Here is a 17,468-nt window from a genome sequence, read left to right as displayed (position 1 = left end):
GTGAGCCGTCTCGTCGCCGGCGTCGACTCCTCCACCCAGTCCTGCACCGTCGTCGTCCGGGACGCCGACACCGGGGCGCTGGTCCGCGAGGGCCGCGCGCCGCACCCGGCCGGCACGGAGGTCGACCCCGAGGCCTGGTGGTCGGCGCTGCAGGAGGCCCTGGCGAAGGCGGGCGGGCTCGACGACGTCGACGCGCTCGCCGTCGCGGGGCAGCAGCACGGGATGGTGTGCCTGTCGGGGTCGGGCGAGGTCGTGCGCCCGGCGCTGCTGTGGAACGACACGCGCTCGGCCGGCGCGGCGAGCGACCTCGTCGACGAGCTCGGCGCGCAGGCCTGGGCCGACGCGACGGGCAGCCTGCCCGTCGCCTCGATCACGGTCACCAAGCTGCGCTGGCTCGCCACGCACGAGCCGGAGCACGCCGCCGCCACCGCCGCGGTGTGCCTGCCGCACGACTGGCTGACCTGGCGGCTGCGCGGCACGGGCGTCCTCGACGACCTGGTCACCGACCGCTCCGACGCCTCGGGCACCGGCTACTGGTCCGACGACGGCTACCGCCCCGACCTGCTCGAACGCGCCCTGGGGCGCTCCGACGTCGTCCTGCCGCGCGTGCTCGGGCCCGCCGAGGGCGTCGCCGGGCCGGGCCTGCTGCTCGGGCCGGGCACGGGCGACAACGCCGGTGCCGCGCTCGGGCTGGGCGCGGGCCCCGGCGACGTCGTCGTGTCCCTGGGGACCTCCGGGGTGGTCTCGGCCGTCAGCGGTGTCCGCGCCGCCGACCCGACCGGGATCATCGCGGGCTTCGCCTCGGCGACGGGCGAGCACCTGCCGCTGGTGTGCACGCTCAACGCCGCGCGGGTGCTCGACGCGGCGTGCGCGCTGCTCGGAGTCGACCACGCCGAGCTGTCGCGGCTCGCGCTGGAGGCCCCGGCCGGGGCGGGCGGGCTGGTGCTCGTGCCCTACCTGGAGGGCGAGCGCACGCCCAACAAGCCGGACTCGACGGGGGCGCTGCACGGGCTCACGCTCGGCACCTCGAACCCCGCGCACCTCGCGCGGGCGGCGGTGGAGGGCCTGCTCTGCGGGCTCGCCGACGCGCTCGACGCGCTGGTGGCGGCCGGGGTCGAGGTGCGGCGGGTGTTCCTCGTCGGCGGCGGCGCCCGGTCCGACGCGGTGGCTCGGATCGCCCCCGCGGTGTTCGGGCGGCCGGTGCTGCGTCCGACGCCGGGCGAGTACGTCGCCGACGGCGCGGCCCGCCAGGCCGCGTGGGTGCTCTCGGGCGCCGACGCGCCGCCGGGGTGGGCGGCGGCCGACACGGAGTCGTTCGAGGCTCCGCCGACGCCGACGCCGACGCCGCAGGTGCGGGAGCGGTACGCGGAGGCGCGCGAGCTGACGGTCCCGCGAGTCGGGGTCTGAGTGCACGCGAGTCGGGGTCTCGTCGTGCGCGGGTCGGGGTCGCGGGCCGCCGGGAGCGACGTCCGGCGGCACAACCTCGCACTCGTGCTCGGTGAGGTCGTCGACGCCGGGCCGGTGTCCCGGGCCGCGATCGCCGGGCGCACCGGCCTCACCCGCGCGACGGTCTCCTCGCTCGTCGAGGAGCTCCTCGACGCGGGCCTGCTCGCCGAGCTCGCCGCCGAGCGCGGCGGGCCCGGCCGGCCGGCGAACCCCTTGCAGCTCAACCGGTCCGGCCCCGCGGGGCTCGGCCTGGAGATCGAGGTCGACCACGTCGCGGCGTGCGTCGTCGACCTCACCGGGGAGGTCCGCGCCGTCCGCCGGACCGCCTCCGACCACCGCGACGACGACCCGCGCCGCGCGCTGGCCCGCGCCGCCGAGCTGGGGCTGTCGGTGGCCGCGGAGTCGGGCCTGACCGTCGCCGGCGCGGCGGTCGCGGTGCCCGGCGTCGTGGGTGCCGACGGGGTCGTGGTGCGCGCGCCGAACCTGCCGCGCTGGTCGGGCGCGCACCTGGGCCCGGAGCTCTCGCCGCTGCTCGGCGGGCTGCCGGTGACCACCGCGAACGAGGCGGACCTGGCCGCGCTCGCCGAGCTGTGGTTCGCCGACGGCCCGCCCGACGCCGTGTACGTCTCCGGCGGCATCGGCGTCGGCGCCGGGATCGTGCTGGGCGGGCAGCTGTTCCGCGGGGCCGGCGGGCGCGCGGGCGAGCTGGGGCACGTCGTCGTCGACCCCGACGGGCCGCCGTGCCGCTGCGGCGGCCGCGGCTGCCTGGAGCAGGTCGCGGGGCAGGAGGCGCTGCTGCGCGCCGCCGGGGCCGAGGACCTCGACGCCCTCCCGCCGCACGTCCTCGGCGGTGCGGCCCGCGCGCTCGGCGTCGCGCTGGCGGGGGCGGTGAACCTGCTCGACGTGCCGGTCGTCGTCCTCGGCGGGATCTACGCGCGGTTCGGCCCGGCGTTCAGCGACGACGTGCACGCCCGGCTCGTCGAGCGCGTCGTGCACCGCTCCGACGTGGCGGTCCGCCCGTCCGCCCTCGGTGCGGGCGGGGCGCTGCGGGCGGCCGCCGCGTCGGTGGTGCGGGAGCGGCTGCGTTCCCCCTGATCCCGTCCGCGTCCGTTCAGGACGCCCGGGGCAGGATCCGCACGCCGTCGGCCGTGAGCGTCACCCCGTCGGTGATCGTCCCGGTGAGCACCACGACGTCGCCGACGGCGGGCTGCTGACCGAGCCCGGCGAGGTCGACGGTCACGGTGCGCCCGTCCACGGCCACCACGGTCGCGCTGGTCCCCGCGAGCGCGGTGACCGTGCCGGTGACGCGCGCCTGCGGTGCCGTGACCGACACTGCGGTGGCGGCGTCGCCGGTGCCGTCGACGCGGACGACCACGCGCTCGCCCGGGGCCAGGTCGCCGAGCGCGGCGTTGCCCGAGCCGCGGACGCGGGTGTCGTCGGTGGTGCGCAGGGAACGCTGCGCGCCCCCGTCGGGCGTGAGGACCAGCGTGCCCTCCGACGTCGAGACGACGGTGCCGACGAGCACGGGGGCGTCGGCGAACTCCTCGCCGCGCGGGCCGCGGTCGCCGCGGCCGGGGCCGGCTCCACCGGGGCCGCCGGGGCCGCCGGGGCCCAGCTCGTCGTACTCGCCGGTCAGGCCGATCCCGGGGACGCCGCGCCGGTCGTCGCCGCGACCCGGGCCTCCACCGGGGAGGAGCAGCGCGGCCACGACGCCGGCGACGACCAGCGCCGCCAGGACGACGGCGCCGATCACCAGCACGCGCCCTCGGGGTCGGCGCCAGCGGCGGGTGGTCGTGGTGGGTCCGGTCATCGTGCATCTCCTCGTGTCGGGGTCCCCGAGGCTGCCGCGCGAACCTGACCGGACCCTGAAGGTCCGGGCTCCTTCAGCCGATCTTCAGCCGCGGGCGGGCAGGATGGCGGCGTGGGAGCGCGCGTGCTGGTCGTCGAGGACGCCGAGGCGATCCGGACGGCCGTGCTCGCCGGTCTGACGGGCGCCGGCTTCGACGCGGCCGGGCGCGCCGACGGCTCCGGCCTGGAGCACGACCTGGAGGCCTTCCGCCCCGACCTGGTCGTCCTCGACGTCATGCTCCCGGGCCGCGACGGCTTCGCGCTGCTGGAGGTCGTGCGCCGCCACAGCGACGCCGGGGTGGTCGTGCTGACCGCGCGCGACGGCGTCGACGACCGCCTGCGCGGGCTGCACGGCGGCGCCGACGACTACGTCGTGAAGCCGTTCGCGCTCGCCGAGCTCGTCGCGCGGGTGACGGCGGTGCTGCGGCGGATGGGGCGCACCCCGTCGACGGTCGAGGTCGGCGACCTCCTCGTCGACGCGGCCGCGGGCGCCGTCTCCCGCGCCGGTGTGCCGATCGAGCTGACGGCCACCGAGCTGCGGCTGCTCGACTACCTCGCCACGCAGCGCGGGCGCGTCGTCGGCAAGGGGCAGATCCTCACGCGCGTCTGGGGCTACACGGAGTACGACCCGAACCTCGTCGAGGTCCACGTGTCCGCGCTGCGCCGCAAGCTCGGCGAGCCGCGGCTGCTGCACACCGTGCGCGGGCTCGGGTACGTGCTGCGGGCCGAGGCGTGAACCGGCACTCGTTGCGGGCCCGCGTCACCGCGCTGAGCCTGCTGGTGCTGGCGCTCGTGCTGCTCGTCGTCGGCGTGCTCACCGACGTCGTGTTCACCGCGCAGAGCCGGGCCGACCTGCGCAGCCAGCTCACCGTCCGCGCCGCGCTCGCCGCCGAGCTGGTGGGGCGGGGCGTCGCCACCGCGGAGATCGCGCGGCAGGTGGAGACGCCGGGGATCCGGGCGGTGCTCGTGGCCGCCGACGGGGAGGTGTACGGCGACCGGCGGGGCCGGGGCCGCGGCGGCGACGACGTCCTGCGCCAGCCCCTCGCCGACGGGTCGCAGCTCACGCTGGTGGCCGTCGACGACGGCGTCACCTCCGCCCAGCAGCGCCTGCGCCGCACGCTGTTCCTGCTGAGCGTCGGCGGGCTCGCCGTCGCCGGGGTCGTGATGCTGCTGACGACCCGCGTCGCGCTCGCCCCGCTCGACGGCATGACCGCGCTGGCCCGCTCCATCACCCGCGGCGACCGCGGGCGCCGGCTCGCTCCCGCCCGCACCGACACCGAGCTCGGGCGCACCGCCGCCGCGTTCGACGCCATGCTCGACGAGCTGGAGGGGGCCGAGCGCCAGGCCCGGGAGTCGGAGGCGCGGACACGGCGGTTCGTCGCCGACGCCGCGCACGAGCTGCGGACGCCGCTGGCCGGGGTCCAGGCGGTGGCCGAGGCGGCCGCCGCGCCCGGGCTCGGCGCCGAGGAGCGCGACCGGCTGCACCTGCTGCTGCTGCGGGAGTCCCAGCGCGCGGGCCGCCTCGTCGACGACCTGCTCGTCCTCGCCCGCCTCGACGCCGGCCTGGAGCTGCGCCGGGAGCCGGTCGAGCTGCTGGCGCTGGCCGGGACCGAGGCCGAGCGCGTGCGGATGCGGGCGCCGGGCCGGGAGATCACGGTGTCGGGCGAGGCCGTGACGGTCGCGGGCGACCCGGTCAGACTCGCCCAGGTGCTGGCCAACCTGTTGGACAACGCCCACCGCTACGCCCCGGTGGATACGGCCGTCGCCGTGCGGGTGGGGCCCGGGGCGCGGGTCGAGGTGGCCGACGCGGGCCCCGGCGTGCCGCCCGCCGAGCGCGAGCGGATCTTCGACCGGCTGGTGCGCCTGGACGAGGCCCGCACCGCCCACGACGGGGGCGCGGGGCTGGGCCTGGCGATCGCCCGGGGCATCGCCCGGGCGCACGGGGGCGAGCTGCGGCTCGCCGAGCAGGTGGGCGCGGGCGCGGTGTTCGTGCTGACGCTCCCGGCCTGACCCCGCCCCCCCCGCTCCGCTTTGCTCCGGCGAGTTTGCCGACCTCCCGCGCGAGTTTGCCGACCTCCCGCGCGAGTTTGCCGACCTCCCGGGCGACGGCCGCAAACTCGCCGGGCGAAAGCGGCGAACTCGCCGGGCGAAGCGGCGAACTCGCCGGGCGAAGCGGCAAACTCGCCGGGCGGCGGCGGCGAACTCGCGGGGGGTCAGTCCTCGTCGGGCGGGCTGGCCTTGCGGACGTAGAGCAGCCGGTCGCCGCGCTCCAGCGAGTCGACCTTCGGGGAGTCGACGCGGAACAGTCCCTCGCCGCGGACCACGGCCAGCACGATGTCGCTGAGGTGGCGCGGCGAGCCGCCGAGCTCGGAGTCCTCGACCTCGCGCTCGCTGATCGCGAAGCCCGCGTCGGGCGTCAGGAGATCCTCGACGACCTCGACGACGTTCGGGCTCGTCGTCGCCGCACCGAGCAGACGCCCCGCCGTCTCCGCCGACACGATCACGGAGTTGGCGCCGGACTGGCGCAGCAGGTGCACGTTCTCCGACTCCCGCACCGCCGCGACGATCCGCAGCTTCGGGGCCAGCTCGCGCGCCGTCAGCGTCACCAGGACCGCGGTGTCGTCCCGGTTGGTGGCGACGATGAGCGCCGAGGCCTGCGCCACGCCCGCGATGCGCAGCACGCTCGAGCGCGTCGCGTTGCCGGTGATGGTGACCAGCCCGAGCGCGGACGCCGCGTCGAGCTGCGCCCGGTCGGTGTCGACGACGACGATGTCGTCGGGGCTCTTGTCGTCGCCGAGGAGGGTCTCCACGGCGGCGCGCCCCTTCGTGCCGTAGCCGACGACGATGGTGTGGTCGCGCAACCTGGACCTCCAGCGCTCGATCCGGAAGGACTGGCGGGACCGTTCGGTGAGCAGCTCCACCGTGGTCCCGACGAACGTGATGAGGAAGATCAACCGCAGGGGCGTGACGGCGACCGTCGTCCACAACCGGGCCGTGTCGGTCACCGGCACGATGTCGCCGTAGCCGGTCGTGGAGACCGACACCGTGGAGTAGTAGAACGCATCGAGCAGGCTGATCGGACTGCCCTCGGCGTTGTTGTCGACGTAGCCGTCGCGCCCGAAGTACACGATCAGCGCGGTGGCCGCGAGCGCGCCGAACGCGATCGCGAGCCGGCGCAGCAGCGACATGAGCGGCGTGACCGTCGAGTCGGGCATACGCACCGGCCCGACCAGCGCCGGGTCGGCGATCGGTCGGCCTCGCCGGTCGCTCCTCACGCGCGGAGGGTAGCCCGGCTGGGCCGTGCGACGATCACCGGCGTGACCTCCCGCGCCGCCCTCGCCCTCGCCGGGCTCCTCGCCGCCGGCGGCGTGGCGCACTTCGCGGTGCCCGAGTTCTTCGACGCGATCGTCCCGGCCCCGCCGCTGCCCGGGACGCCGCGGTTCTGGACGCACGCCTCCGGGGTCGCGGAGCTGGGCGTCGCCGCGGCGGTGGCCGTCCCGCGCACCCGCCGCCTGGGCGCGCTCGCCGCCGTGGCGCTGTTCGTGGCGGTGTTCCCGGCGAACGTGAAGATGGCGCTGGACCGGTCGGACCGCTCCGCCGCCGACCAGGCGATCGCGTGGGGCCGGTTGCCGCTGCAGGTGCCGCTGGTGCTGTGGGCGCTCAAGGTGCGCCGCGACGCGCGGTAGGTCCCGCGCGCGTTACCGGCTGCCGCGCGCGATCCCGGTTCCCGCGCGTCCCCGGCGCCCCGCGGGAGCCCGTTCAGCGCGCGGGAAGCACGAGGGCGGAACCGTCGCCGCCCGCCGGACCCGCCGCTGCAGGCACCGACTGCAGCAGTGCCCGCAGGCCTGCGGCGTCGAGGAGGTCGGCGGGACGGAGCGTGACGTCGGCGCGGACGTAGTGGAACGCCGCCCGCACCTGCTCGGGCTCGCACCCGGCCAGCGCCGCCCACGCCAGCCGGTAGGCCGCGAGCTGCACCGACAGCGCCGGGAGCCGAGCGTCCTCGGGGAGCGCGCCGGTCTTCCAGTCGACGACGGTCCAGCCGCCGTCCGGGTCGGGGAACACCGCGTCCATCCGCCCGCGCACCCCGACCCCGGCGACGATCGTCTCGAACGGCACCTCCACCTCGACCGGCCGGCGCTCGGCCCACTCGCTGCGCAGGTAGGCCTCCTGCAGCTCGGCGAGCGCGTCGTCGTCGGCGGCGCCCTCGTCGGCCGCGCCGGGCAGCTCGTCGAGGTCGAGCAGCTGGGCGGCACCGAAGCGCTGCTCCAGCCAGGCGTGGAAGGCGGTGCCGCGGCGGGTGTGCGGGTGGGGCGGGAGCGGCAGCGGGCGGCGCAGCCGGGCGGCGAGCACGGCCGGGTCGGCGGCGAGCTCGACGAGCTGGCTGACGGTGAGCTGCGCGGGCAGCGCGACCGTCGGACGGGCGCGGGCGGCGGCGCGCTCGGCCAGCAGGATCTCGACGTCGGCGGCCCAGCCCTCGGGGTCCTCCTCGACGAGTCCCTCCTCGTCCCGGTCGTCGGGTTCCTCGGGTCCGGGGTCGTCGGGGGCCGGACCCGTGACGAGCTCCGGGGCGGCGGAGGGCACGTCGAGCAGCTCCAGCTGGGAGCCCGGGTCGGCGGCGTCGGCGCGGGCGGCGCGCACCGCGTCGAGCCCGGCCAGCGCGGCCCGGACCCGCTCGGCGCCGGCGTGGACGTCGGCCGACCGGGCGCCCAGGGGGTCGAGCGGCCACGGCACCCCGGGACCGTCGACGACGGCGGGGTTGTGCGCGCCGTCCTCCGGCGGGTCGGCCCACTGCTCGACGGCCTCCGGCACCGCCTGCGCGATCTGCACCAGGAACTCCGAGGGCTCCTTGGGCTTCTCCCCCGCCGCGGGCCAGCGGTGCCCGGACACGAGCAGCACCCGCTCGCTGCGGGTGAGCGCGACGTAGAACAGCCGCCGCTCCTCGGTGAGCCGCCGCTCGTCGAGGGCCTCGGAGTGGGCCTTGACCGCGTTCTCCAGCTGCTTGCGGTCGCCGCCCGCGGGGAGGTCGAGTGCGGGCAGGTCGATCGCGTCGCCGCGCAGCGCGACCGGCAGCTCCGACGGGTCGGTCAGCCACGTCCCGCCGATCTTGCGGCCCGGGAAGACCTGCGTGACGAGGTGTGGCACGGCCACGACCTGCCACTCCAGGCCCTTCGCGGCGTGCACCGTGAGCACCTGGACCCGGTCGTCGGCGACCTCGACGTCGCCCGGCGTCAGCCCGTCCTCGGCCTGCTCGGCGGTGTCGAGGTAGTCGAGCAGCGCGGGCAGGGTGGCGACCTCCGCGCCGGAGGCGAACTCGGCGACGACGTCGGCGAACGCGTCGAGGTGCGTGCGGCCGACCGGGCCGGGACGGGCGGCCGACTCGGCGTCGAGGAGCAGGAGCCGCTCGGCGTCGGCGACGAGGTCGGTGAGCGGCGCCGACGCCCGTGCGCGCAGCCAGCTCAGCTCCCGGCCCAGGCGCACGATCCGCTGGTGGCCCGCCGCGGTGTAGCGGGAGGGCTCGCCCGGGTCGTCGAGCGCGTCGACCAGGCCCGCCTGCTCCGCCTGCTCCGCGGGCAGCGCGCCCATCGCGAGCTCGGCAGCGGTGAGGGGGCCGCGACGGCTGGGCAGCGCGGGCACGAGCTCGCGTGCGCGGGCCCACAGCGCGGCGAGGTCGGCGACGCCCAGGCGCCAGCGGGCCCCGGTGAGCAGGCGGACGGCCGACGGCCCGGCGAGCGGGTCGGACACCAGCTTCAGCGCGCTGACCAGGTCGCGCACCTCGGGGGTGTCGAGCAGCCCGCCGAGCCCGACGACCTCCACCGGCAGCCCGCGGGCGCGCAGGGCGTCGGCGACGGCGTCCATGTCGGCGCGGCGGCGCACGAGCACCGCGGAGCTGGGCGTGCGGCCGTCGGTCCACTGCTCGGCGACGGCGTCGGCCAGCCACCCCACCTCCGTGGCGACGTCGGGCAGCAGCGCCACCCGGACGTCGCCCCGCACCTCGCTCGACCCGGCGCGCAGCTCGCCGACCCCGACCGCGCCCGGCGCGGTGCGCAGCGGCTCGGACACGGCGTTGGCCAGCGCGAGCACCTCGGCCGGGTTGCGGAAGCTCGTGAGCAGGCCGAACTCGTCGGCGGGCTCGTCGGGCCCGGCCGGGAAGTCCGACCGGAAGCGCACGAGGTTGCCCGCGCTCGCGCCGCGCCAGCCGTAGATCGACTGGCAGGGGTCGCCGACGGCCGTGACCGACGGCCCGCCGGGACGCACCGGCTCGCCCGGCACGGTGCCGAACAGCGCGCGCAGCAGCACGCGCTGGGCGTGGCCGGTGTCCTGGTACTCGTCGAGCAGCACCGCGCGGTAGGTGGCGCGCTCGGTCTCGCCGACCTCGGGATGGCTCTCGGCGACGCGGGCGGCGATGGCGAGCTGGTCGGAGAAGTCGACGGCCCGCTCCGCGCGCTTGCGCGCCGCGAACGCCTCCACCAGCGGCAGCAGCTCGGTGCGCATGCGCTGGGCGTCGATCCACCGCTTGTAGGTCTGCGACGGCTCGGCCCGCTGCCCCTTGCCCCGCGGCGCCTCCGACAGCGCCGTGGCCAGGCGCTCGGCGTGCACGCGCACCGCGTCGGTGCCGACGAGGTGCTCGCCCAGCTCGCCGGCGAGGGAGAGGAGGTAGCCGGTGACGGTGGCGGGCACGCGGTCGATGTCGAGGTCGTGCGCCCAGGTGCTGACCACCCGGTGCGCGAGCTGCCACGCCGCCGTCTCGCTGAGCAGCCGCGCCGCTGGCTCGGCGGGCAGGCGCAGGGCGTGCTCGGCGACCAGTCGTCCGGCGTAGGCATGGTAGGTGGACACGGTCGGCTCGCCGGCCAGGACGGCCGCCCGGCGCTGCCCGCTCGGGTCGAGCTCGTCGAGCAGCCGGGAGCCGGCGAGGCGCCGCAGCCGCGACCGCACGCGCGTGCCGAGCTGCTGCGCCGCCTTGCGCGTGAACGTCAGGCCGAGCACCTGCTCGGGCAGCACCTCACCGGTGGCGACGAGCCAGACGACGCGCGCGGCCATCGTCTCGGTCTTGCCCGCGCCTGCACCCGCGACGACGAGCGCGGGGCGCGGCGGCGCCGAGATGACGGCGGCCTGCTCCTCGGTGGGCGGGTCGACGCCGAGGGCCGTCGCCAGGGCGCGGGGCGTGAGCAGCACGGCTACGCCTCCGTGACGGGGCGGCCGGACCCGTGGGCGGGGCAGCTGGTGCGGACCGGGCAGCGGTCGCAGTCGGGCCCCACCCTCGCGACGAACACCGAGCCCGACGACTGCTCCCCCGCGTCGCGCACGACGGCGCGCCAGTGCTGCACGTCGTCGGCGTCGAGCGGGGGCTGCACGGGCTCCTTCGCCTCGCCGCTCGCCTTGCGGTCGGCGACGTAGACCAGCCGGGCACCGCCCGGGCCCGCGGCGGCGTCGACGAAGTCGCCGAACGCGCCCAACGCGGCGGCGAGCTGGTAGACCGCGAGCTGCGGGTGCTCGGCGGCGGCCCGCGCGCTCACCGCCGTCTTGCCGGTCTTCACGTCGATCACGACCGGGCGGCCCTGCGCGTCGGCCTCCAGCCGGTCGACCCGGCCCTTGAGCCGCAGCCACGGACCGGCGGAGCCGACCTCCACCTCGTCGGGCGGCAGGTCGAGCTGCACCGCCTGCTCGACGGCGACCAGCCGCAGCCCCTCGGCGCGGCTGGCCCGCACCCACTCGTCGAACGCGGCCAGCATGCCGCGCACGCGCGTGAGCTCGCGGCGGCCGAACCAGGGCGCACCGGCGTCGAGCCGCGACCACGCCGACTGCAGCGCACCCTCCAGCTCGCCGGGCTCCGCGCCCGCCGCCGCGGCCTGGACCAGCGCGTGCACCAGCGACCCGGTGATCGCCGCGAGCGCGCCGCCGTCGCCGCCACCGTGGCGCTCCAGCGCCCAGCGCAGCGGGCAGCGCAGGATCTTCTCGACGTCGGACGGCGACACCGGCACGACCTCGCCCGGCTCGCGCAGCGGCGCCTGCGACGACAGCGGGGCCAGCCCGTACCACTGGTCGGGGTGCGCGCCGGGCACGCCGGCCTCGGCCAGGCGGGCCAGTGCGGCGGCGGCGCGCTGGTGGCGGGCGGGATCGGCGTCGGGATCGCACACGGCGCGGCGCAGCTCCCCGACCAGCTCGGCGAGGACCAGCGCGCGGCCCGGCCGGTGCACCGGGCGCTCGGCCTTCTCGGCGGGCAGCGGGTCGAGCTCGTCGAGGAAGCGGGAGGGCTGCTCGTCGTCGCCCTTGCCCGGGCCGGTGGACACCGCGCTGACCAACAGCGTGTGCCGGGCGCGCGTGCACGCGGAGTAGAACAGCCGCCGCTCCTCGGCCAGCAGCGGCGCCATGCGCGACACCGTCTCCTGCGGCGCGGCGACCCCGGCGACGAGGTCGACCAGCCGCTCGTTGCCCAGCAGGCTGCCGCGCAGCCGCAGGTCGGGCCAGGCCCCCTCCTGCACCCCGGGCACCGCGACGACGTCCCACTCGCGCCCGCGGGCGGCGTGCGCGGTGAGCAGGACGACGGCGTCGCCGCGGGGCGCGCGGGCGGCGAGCGTGTCGGTGGGCAGGTGCTGCTCGGTGAGGTACTCGGTGAACCCGACGACCCCCGCTCCCGGCAGTCGGTCGGCGTGGCGGGCGGCGGCGTCGAACAGGGCGAGGACGGCGTCGAGGTCGCGGTCGGCGGCGGCACCGGCGGGGCCGCCGCGGGCGCTCGCCTCGCTCCAGCGCTGCCCGAGGCCGCAGCGCTGCCACACCCGCCACAGCACCTCCTCGGCGCTCTCGCCGTCGCGGACGGCGTCGCCGGCCAGCGCGAGCAGCGCGCCGACGCGGCGCAGCGGAGCGGTCTCGTTGGCGGGCAGGGCCGCGAGCGGGTCGGGGCGGCCGCGGGCGGCGGCGCGCAGGGCGTCGACGAGCAGGGGGTCGCTCCCCCGCTGGTCGGGCCCCTGCTGGTCGCGCCCCTCCGGGTCCTGCAGCGGGTCGGCGTCGGGGCCGCCGGCGTGCAGGCGCAGCAGGCCGCGGCGCAGGCGGCGCATCCGCATCGGGTCGGCCGAGCCCAGCGGCGAGGTGAGCAGCGCGGTGGCCGCGTCGGCGTCGAGCTCCGCGGGGCGCGCGGCGAAGCGCAGCACCATGAGCAGCGGGACGACCGCGGGCTGGCGGGCGATCGGCAGCTCGTCGGGCGGGGCGGCGATCGGGACGCCCGCGGCGAGCAGGGCGCGGCGCAACGTGGGGAGGGAGCGGCGGGTGGACCGGGCGAGCACGGCCATGCGCGACCACGGCACGCCGTCGGTGAGGTGGGCGCGACGCAGCCGGTCGGCGACCCAGCCGGCCTCCTGCGCGGCGGAGGCGAAGATGCGGACGTCGACGGTGCCGGCGTCGGGGTCCTCCCCCTCCCGCCCGATGCGCTTGCGTCCCGCCCCGGCGCCGGGCAGGCGCGCCGCGAGCCGCGCGCCGGCCGCGCGCACGACGGGGGCGCTGCGGTGGTCGGTGCCGAGCACGACGGTCTCGGCGTCGATCGCGTTCACGCCGTCGGGGTCGGCGCCGCGGAAGGCGAGCACCGCCTGGTCGGGGTCGCCGGCCAGCAGCACGGTGCGCGCGGTGGAGCCCAGCGCGCGCACGAGCTCCATCTGCTGGGGGTCGAGGTCCTGGGCGTCGTCGACGAGCAGGTGCTGCACCCGGTGGCGCTCGGCCGCGAGCAGGTCGGGGTCGGACGCCAGCGCATCGAGCGCCGCCGAGACCAGCTCCGCGGCGTCGAGGGCGGGTGCGGTGGCCTGCGGGGCGCCACGACCTGCGGCCCCGCGCAGCAGCGTGACCTGCTCGTAGGTGCGGAAGAACCGGCCCGCGGCGCGCCAGGCCGGCACGTCGTGGCGCTCCCCCAGCTCGGCCAGCTCGTCGGGGCCCAGCCCACGCTCGGCCGCGCGCAGGATCAGCTCGCGCAGCTCCGCGGCGAACCCGGGCACGCCCAGCGCGGGGTGCAGCCGCTCGGACCAGCCGGAGTCGGGAACGTCGCCGAACAGCTCCCCGGCCAGCAGGTCGCGCACCACGGCGTCCTGCTCCGCGCTCGCGAGCAGCCGCGGCGGCGGGTCGCCGTGGCGGGCGGCGTGCAGCCGCAGCACCCCGAACGCGTAGGAGTGCACGGTGCGGACCAGCGGCTCGCGCAGCGTGCGCTCGTCGTCGAGCGCGAGATCGGCCAGGCGCTCGCGGAACTCCTCGGCGGCGCGCCTGCTCCCGACCAGCAGCAGCGTGCGCGCCGGGTCCTCGCCCGCCGCCAGCCGCCCCGCGACGGCCGCGAGCAGCAGTGTGGTCTTTCCCGTGCCCGGACCGCCGATGATCCGCAGCGGGCCCGCGGTGTGCGCGAGCACCCGCTGCCCCGCGGCGTCCCACTCGGGCGCGACGAGGCCGGGGCGCGGGGCGCGCACCAGGCCGGGCGCCACCCGGGCGGGAGCGAGGGTCCGTGTCACGGGAGCGATGCAACCACGCGGCCCCGACAGTTCCGCAGGCCGCCCGTGCGGTGGGGCGTGCGCGTCCCCGGCCGGAGTTGCAGGAAAGCCACGTTCCCGCAACCAGATGGCGGGAACGTGGCTTTCCTGACCCTCGGCGCGGCGGGTCCCGACCCCACCCGAACCGCCGTGCGACGATCTCGCCGTGCCCCTGCACCTCCACCGGCTCGGCGTCGGCACCCCCGTTCTCGCCCTGCACGGCGTCACCGGTCACGGGGAGCGCTGGCGGGTCCTCGCCGACGCGCTGCCCGGCCACGAGCTGCTCGGCGTCGACCTGCGCGGGCACGGGCGCTCCCCGTGGACACCGCCGTGGGGCTTCGAGCAGCACGTCACCGACCTGCTTGCCGTCCTCGACGCGGAGGGCCTCGACCGCGTCCCCGTGATCGGGCACTCCTTCGGCGGCGCGATCGCGGTGCACCTGTCCTGCGCGGCGCCGGAGCGGGTGGAGCGGCTCGTGCTGCTCGACCCGGCGATCGGGCTCGACCCCGGCGACATGCTCGAGGCCGCCGAGGACACCCGCGCCGACGAGTCCTACCCCGACCTCGCCACCGCCCGCGCCGACCGCGCGCAGCGCTGGGAGGGCATCGACGCGGCGCTGGTCGAGGCCGAACTCGCCGCCCACCTCGTGCCCGACGGCGACCGGCTGCGCTACCGCTACTCCCGCGCCGCCGTGGGCGCGGCGTGGGGCGAGATGGCCCGCCCGGCCGTCGTCCCCGCGGTGCCGACGCTGCTGGTGCCGGCGACGCGGGCCGACTTCGTCGCGCCGTCCTGGGTCGACGCCTGCCGCGCCGCACTGTGCGACGACCTCACCGTCGCCCCCGTCGACGCCGGCCACATGGTGTTCCTGGAACGCACGGCCGAGGTCGCCGCGCACGTGGCCGCGTACCTGGACCGCTAGGTGGACGAGGAGACGCTCGAACGCGTGCGGGAGGTCGTCCGCGCGATCCCGGCGGGGACGACGTCGAGCTACGGGGAGGTCGCCGCCCGCGCGGGCCTGCCCGGCCGCGCGCGCCTGGTCGGCCGGATACTCGCCGAGGACGGCCACGACCTGCCCTGGCACCGCGTCCTGCGGGCCGACGGCACCTGCGCCCCGCACATCGCGCAGGAGCAGGCGGCGCGGCTGCGGGTGGAGGGGGTGCTGCTGGTGGACGGCCGGCTCCCCCGCCGCAGGCGCTGACGTCGCGGCGCCCCACCCCGCCTCGCGCGCCGCCACCCATCCCGCGCCACTCCCCGCCCGCTCCCGCCCTCGCGCCCCCGCTCGCGTGACAGTGGAGTGGCTTTACTGCCACTGGGCGCCAGTAAAGCCACTTCACTGTCACGCGGAGGGGGTGGGCGCGGCGGCGCGAGAGGCGCCGCGGCGGGGCGCGGGCTGGTTGGGAAGAGGGGCACGCGGCCTCAGGCCGTCTGCACGACCCCGGCTGCCAGGGCCGCCTCGTACCGCGCCACCACCAGGTCGATCACCGCGTCGTGCGCCGCCAGCGGCTGGGCCACCACGTCGGCACCGGCGCCGTCGAGGCCCTGCTGGAACAGGCCCGGGGCCAGGAGCCAGGACGCCACCGCCACCCGCTCGGCGCCGTCGGCGCGCAGGGTCGCCACCACCTCCGGCACCCGCGGCCCACCGATCGCGATCGGGGCCAGGGTGACCGGGCGGCCGAGGCGCTGGCCCAGCCGGCGGGCGGCAAGCGCGCCGTCGGCCCGGGCGTACGGGTCCGACGACCCCGCGACGGCGAGCACCACGGCGTCGCCGGGACGCAGCCCGGCGGTGTGCAGCCGGTCGGCCGCCACCCCGACGAGCGCGGGATCGGGGCCGAACGTGTCGCCGATCAGGACGTCGGTGCGGCCGGTGGCGCGGATCTGCTCCGGCACGTCGACGCGCACGTGGTAGCCCGCGGCCAGGAACATCGGGACGGCGACGCAGGGGCCGGGCAGCAGCGGGAGAGCGTCGGCGGGCGTGGGCCTCCGGACGTCGACGTAGCAGGCCTCCACCGGCACCCCCAACGCCCGACGGGCGCGCTCGGCCACCTCCTCGGTGACGACCGCGCCGCCGGGGTGGCGGGTGCCGTGGGCGACGAGCAGCAGGCTCACGGGGCGTCCCCGTGCACGCAGTGCCCGCCCAGGTCGGTGCCGCTCGCGGGGTCGAGGGCGAGGCGGTAGCCGCGCTTGACGACGGTCTGCACGAGCTTGGGCTCTCCGAGCGCGGTGCGCAGCCGGGCCATCGCGGTCTCGACGGCGTGCTCGTCGTCGCCCCCGCCGGGCAGGGCGCGCAGCAGGTCGGCGCGGCCGACGACCCGCCCCGGACGCCGGGCCAGCGCGCGGAGCAGCGCCATCCCGGCGGGCGGCACGGCGCGCAGCACCCCGTCGACCAGCACGGCCTGCCCCCGCAGCTCCACCCGGTGCCCCGCGACGGGCAGGCGCCGGGCGCGGTCGGGCATCTCGGCCTCGAGGCAGCGCACCATCGCACCGAGGCGCGAGCGCTGCGGCTGCACGGTCCGGATGTCGAGCGCCTCCAGCGGCGCCGCGGTGACCGGCCCGACGCACAGCGACAGCACGGGGCCGCGCAGGGCGTCGACGAACTGCTCGCGCACCCCGCGCTCGCCGGCGCGGGCGAGCAGGCCGGCGGCGGCGGGCGCGCTGGTGAAGGCGAGGGCGTCGATGCCGCCGGAGAGGACGGCGTCGAGCAGGCGGTCGAGCGGCCCGAGGTCGGCGGGCGGCAGCCAGCGGTACACCGGGATCTGGACGACGGACGCGCCCGCGATCTCCAGCGCCTCGACGACGTCGGGCAGCGGCTCGCCGTGCAGCTGCACCGCGATGCGCTTGCCGTCGAGCGGGGGCCCGGCGAGGAGGTACTCCAGCACCTCGGCCGAGGACTCCGACGGCGGCGACCACGCGTCGACCAGGCCGGACGCCCGGATCGCGCCGCGGGCCTTGGGGCCGCGGGCGAGCAGCGTGCCGGAGCCGAGCGCGCGCAGCAGGTCCTCGCCCAGGCCCCAGCCGTCGGCGGCCTCGACCCAGCCGCGGTAGCCGATGCCGGTGGTGGCGACGGTGATGTCGGGCGGGTCGGCGATGAGGTCGCGGGTGGCGGCGAGCAGCTCCGTGTCGTCGGCGACGGGGACGATCCGCAGCGCCGGACCGTGCACGACGCACGCCCCGCGCCGCGCCAGCATCGTGCCCAGCTCCTCGGCCCGGCGCGCGGCGGTGACGCCGACGGTGAACCCGGCCAGAGGCGGGACGTCGGTCAGGGGCGAGGGTGCGGTGGTGGTGGTCACGGCGGCTACCACGGTAGCCCGACGTGCACGTGCCCGTCCTCGACCCGCACCGGATAAGAGGGCAAGGACACGTCCGGGTCGTCGAGGCAGCGCCCGTCGAGCAGGCTGAACGCCTGCTTGTAGACCGGGGACGCGACGGTCGGCACACCGGCGCTGTCGCCGACGATCCCGCGCGACACGACCGCCGCACCGGAGAACGGGTCGACGTTGCCGACCGCGTGCACCGCGCCGTCATGGGTGCGGAAGAGGGCGACCTGCACGTCGCCGAACAGCGCCGCCACCCCTCGCTCGGGCATCAGGCGCTCCAGCGGGCAGACGCGCTCCCACCGCCCGTGAGGGGCAACCTCGGCCCCAGGCACGGTTGCCGCGCACGAGGGGTTCGACACGGCGG

The 17,468-nt window shown here is 77.9% G+C and carries 14 protein-coding genes; 7 read left to right on the top strand and 7 right to left on the bottom strand.

The features are described from left to right. Together I4I82_RS19645 and I4I82_RS19640 are read left to right on the top strand one after the other, a co-directional pair. Nucleotides 1–1,407: a xylulokinase gene (locus I4I82_RS19645; RefSeq protein ID WP_372451441.1), complete on the top strand. Its 1,407-nt coding sequence runs from the start codon at nt 1–3 to the stop codon at nt 1,405–1,407. Between the two features lie 24 nt (nt 1,408–1,431). After that, nucleotides 1,432–2,541: an ROK family transcriptional regulator gene (locus I4I82_RS19640; RefSeq protein WP_218592652.1), complete on the top strand. Its 1,110-nt coding sequence runs from the start codon at nt 1,432–1,434 to the stop codon at nt 2,539–2,541. A 16-nt stretch (nt 2,542–2,557) separates the two neighbouring features. Here I4I82_RS19640 and I4I82_RS19635 read toward each other — a convergent pair whose 3' ends face one another. Beyond that, entirely contained in the window at nt 2,558–3,256 is a 699-nt protein-coding gene (locus I4I82_RS19635; RefSeq protein ID WP_218592651.1) for a hypothetical protein, read from the bottom strand. 111 nt (nt 3,257–3,367) lie between these two features. Between I4I82_RS19635 and I4I82_RS19630 the strand changes: the two genes are divergently transcribed. Further along, entirely contained in the window at nt 3,368–4,030 is a 663-nt protein-coding gene (locus I4I82_RS19630) for a response regulator transcription factor (RefSeq protein ID WP_218592650.1), read from the top strand. Next, nucleotides 4,027–5,304, top strand: a complete 1,278-nt coding sequence (locus tag I4I82_RS19625) for a HAMP domain-containing sensor histidine kinase (protein ID WP_218592649.1) — start codon at nt 4,027–4,029, stop codon at nt 5,302–5,304. Before I4I82_RS19630 ends, I4I82_RS19625 begins: the two co-directional genes overlap by 4 nt. A 203-nt stretch (nt 5,305–5,507) precedes the next feature. Here I4I82_RS19625 and I4I82_RS19620 read toward each other — a convergent pair whose 3' ends face one another. Next, complete coding sequence (locus I4I82_RS19620) at nt 5,508–6,509, bottom strand: potassium channel family protein (protein WP_218592658.1); 1,002 nt, start codon at nt 6,507–6,509, stop codon at nt 5,508–5,510. Nucleotides 6,510–6,611: 102 nt separating this feature from the next. Between I4I82_RS19620 and I4I82_RS19615 the strand changes: the two genes are divergently transcribed. Further along, nucleotides 6,612–6,980 (top strand): DoxX family protein, encoded by a 369-nt coding sequence (locus I4I82_RS19615; RefSeq protein ID WP_226370149.1) that lies wholly within the window; start codon nt 6,612–6,614, stop codon nt 6,978–6,980. A 73-nt stretch (nt 6,981–7,053) separates the two neighbouring features. Here the strand turns inward: I4I82_RS19615 and I4I82_RS19610 are convergent, their stop codons facing one another. Then, the gene (locus I4I82_RS19610) at nt 7,054–10,467 is read right to left on the bottom strand and encodes an ATP-dependent helicase (RefSeq protein ID WP_226370148.1); all 3,414 of its coding nucleotides are present in this window, start codon (nt 10,465–10,467) and stop codon (nt 7,054–7,056) included. Nucleotides 10,468–10,469: 2 nt separating this feature from the next. Next, nucleotides 10,470–13,772, bottom strand: coding sequence for an ATP-dependent helicase (locus I4I82_RS19605; protein WP_308112807.1), 3,303 nt, complete (start codon nt 13,770–13,772; stop codon nt 10,470–10,472). 184 nt (nt 13,773–13,956) lie between these two features. Between I4I82_RS19605 and I4I82_RS19600 the strand changes: the two genes are divergently transcribed. Together I4I82_RS19600 and I4I82_RS19595 are read left to right on the top strand one after the other, a co-directional pair. Beyond that, nucleotides 13,957–14,709 carry an alpha/beta fold hydrolase gene (locus tag I4I82_RS19600; RefSeq protein WP_218594796.1) on the top strand — a complete coding sequence of 251 codons (753 nt, stop codon included), beginning with the start codon at nt 13,957–13,959 and terminating at the stop codon, nt 14,707–14,709. Next, the gene (locus tag I4I82_RS19595; RefSeq protein WP_218595924.1) at nt 14,710–14,988 is read left to right on the top strand and encodes an MGMT family protein; all 279 of its coding nucleotides are present in this window, start codon (nt 14,710–14,712) and stop codon (nt 14,986–14,988) included. Between the two features lie 218 nt (nt 14,989–15,206). Here the strand turns inward: I4I82_RS19595 and I4I82_RS19590 are convergent, their stop codons facing one another. From I4I82_RS19590 to nirD, 3 genes are read right to left on the bottom strand one after another with little or no spacing between them, the layout of a single operon-like run. After that, a complete protein-coding gene (locus I4I82_RS19590) occupies nt 15,207–15,896 on the bottom strand; it encodes a sirohydrochlorin chelatase (RefSeq protein ID WP_226370147.1) in 690 nt (229 codons plus the stop codon). Further along, a complete protein-coding gene (locus I4I82_RS19585) occupies nt 15,893–17,050 on the bottom strand; it encodes a uroporphyrinogen-III synthase (protein WP_218592103.1) in 1,158 nt (385 codons plus the stop codon). The genes I4I82_RS19590 and I4I82_RS19585 overlap by 4 nt, the downstream gene beginning before the upstream one ends. 32 nt (nt 17,051–17,082) lie before the next feature. Further along, nucleotides 17,083–17,436 (bottom strand): nitrite reductase small subunit NirD, encoded by a 354-nt coding sequence (gene nirD / locus I4I82_RS19580; protein ID WP_226370441.1) that lies wholly within the window; start codon nt 17,434–17,436, stop codon nt 17,083–17,085. Nucleotides 17,437–17,468 lie beyond the last annotated feature (32 nt).

Source organism: Pseudonocardia oceani (assembly GCF_019263585.2).
Taxonomy (GTDB): domain Bacteria; phylum Actinomycetota; class Actinomycetes; order Mycobacteriales; family Pseudonocardiaceae; genus Pseudonocardia; species Pseudonocardia oceani.
This window is presented reverse-complemented; position numbering and strand designations above follow the sequence as displayed.

What these genes read in the sequence shown, in the direction of transcription:
- I4I82_RS19635 (WP_218592651.1), bottom strand. Translation starts at nt 3,256, where the DNA reads ATGACCGGACCCACCACGACCACCCGCCGCTGGCGCCGACCCCGAGGG.
- I4I82_RS19620 (WP_218592658.1), bottom strand. Translation starts at nt 6,509, where the DNA reads ATGCCCGACTCGACGGTCACGCCGCTCATGTCGCTGCTGCGCCGGCTC.